Consider the following 1,911-nt stretch of genomic DNA (forward strand, 5'->3'; position numbering starts at 1 on the left):
ACATATTGTCATCGCTTTATCTACTTTAAATGAAGTTGAAGATAAATTAGGACTTACAAAAAAATAAAACTATTTACTATTTTAAAATAAAAAATGATTGCAATTCACAATTTGTATGTCTATAATGTTTTTATTGATTTACAATCAATGTGTTTATAAATTTTATAATTCGGATGAACCATTCAGGAGAAGGTCTATTGATCTACCGACGGGGCAAAAAGTTGTTATACCAGCTTTGAAACTCTCAGGTCTTGGTTACAAGTAGAACTGCATGGGGACGAATCTCTGGAGAGACTCCCTCTCGCTTTCATAGAGCGCGGAGGAAAACGAGCACCGAAGGAGCAAATCCGCTACTACAGCGGATAATCTCTCAGGTAAAAGGACAGAGACAAGCGAAAGAAAAAGCCGATTGTATCGGTTTATTTTTCTATCCCTTGTTTCTCCAGAGACCATTTCATTTACTTGAAGTGGTTTTTATTTTTTCTAAAAAAGGAGAATAAAGATGGAGACAGTAAGTAAAGTATTAGAACAACTGAATCAATACGTGTGGGGATTACCAACTTTGTTGCTACTCGTTGGAACAGGTATCATTCTCACAGTGCGTTTAAAAGGTTTACAGTTTAGTAAACTATTATACGCTCACAAACTAGCATTTAAAAAATCAGAAGATACCTCTTCTTCTGGAGATATTAGTCACTTCCAAGCACTTATGACAGCTATGGCCGCAACGATTGGTATGGGAAATATAGCCGGTGTTGCAACAGCTGTTACAATTGGTGGTCCTGGTGCAATATTTTGGATGTGGATTACCGCTTTATTCGGTATGGCAACAAAGTATGCCGAGGCAATACTTGCAGTGAAATACCGTGTTAGTAATGAAAATGGTGAATATTCAGGTGGACCAATGTATTATTTAGAGCGTGGTTTAGGTAAGAAATGGCTGGCAGTATTATTCGCTATATTCGGCACAACTGCTTCTTTCGGTATTGGTAATATGGTGCAATCTAACTCAGTTGCAGAGGCAATGCGAATTAATTTCTCTTTCCCTCCTGCTTTAACTGGTATAGTAATGTCATTTTTAATCGCAATTGTTATTTTAGGCGGTGTAAAAAAAATTGGGAAAGTGACGGGATATGTCGTTCCTATTAAAGCTTTCTTTTATATAATTGCTGGTCTTATAATTATTTTCTATCACTACGACCAAATTCCAGAAGCATTTTCACTTATTTTTTCTGGTGCATTTAATGGTACAGCAGCTGCTGGTGGTTTTATTGGGGCAACAGTTGCATCAGCTATCCAAATCGGAATGGCGCGTGGTGTATTTGCGAACGAAGCTGGTTTAGGAAGTGCACCTATTGCCGCCGCGGCGGCAAAAACTGATTCGCCTGCAAAGCAAGCTTTAGTTTCAATGACTGGTACTTTTCTAGATACGTTTATTGTATGTACAATTACAGGACTAGTATTAATTACTACAGGTGCTTGGAAATCTGGTAAAACTGGCGTTGAAGCTACAACACTTGCATTCCAATCTGTATTTGGTACTGCTGGTAGTATGATTCTCGGTATCGCAATTATTTTATTTGCCTACTCTACTATTTTAGGCTGGTCGTATTATGGAGAAAAATGTGTAGCTTATTTATTCGGAGAAAGTGCAGTTAAATATTATAAAGCAATCTTTATTGTTATGATTGCAATTGGTGCTAATTTAAAGCTAGGAATCGTATGGACATTTGCTGATATTGCAAATGGACTTATGGCAATTCCAAACTTGATTGGTCTAATTGGATTAAGTAGTATTGTTGTTGCTGAAACGAATCGCTTTTTACAAGCAGAGAAATTGAAAGAAAATAATAAAAAACAGGCAAGTTAATCTATGAAAAAAGGAATGACTCATACATGATGAGCGTTCCT

General features: G+C 36.7%; 1 protein-coding gene and 1 riboswitch. The gene reads left to right on the forward strand.

The window, feature by feature from the left end; genetic code table 11:
• The first annotated feature begins 275 nt into the window (after nucleotides 1-275).
• Nucleotides 276-396, forward strand: a riboswitch (glycine riboswitch).
• Between the two features lie 106 nt (nucleotides 397-502).
• Nucleotides 503-1,870, forward strand: a complete 1,368-nt coding sequence (locus tag ABWK52_RS06765) for an alanine/glycine:cation symporter family protein (protein WP_000451039.1) — start codon at nucleotides 503-505, stop codon at nucleotides 1,868-1,870.
• Nucleotides 1,871-1,911 lie beyond the last annotated feature (41 nt).

The organism is Bacillus sp. AP50 (genome assembly GCF_040492675.1).
Taxonomy (GTDB): domain Bacteria; phylum Bacillota; class Bacilli; order Bacillales; family Bacillaceae_G; genus Bacillus_A; species Bacillus_A cereus.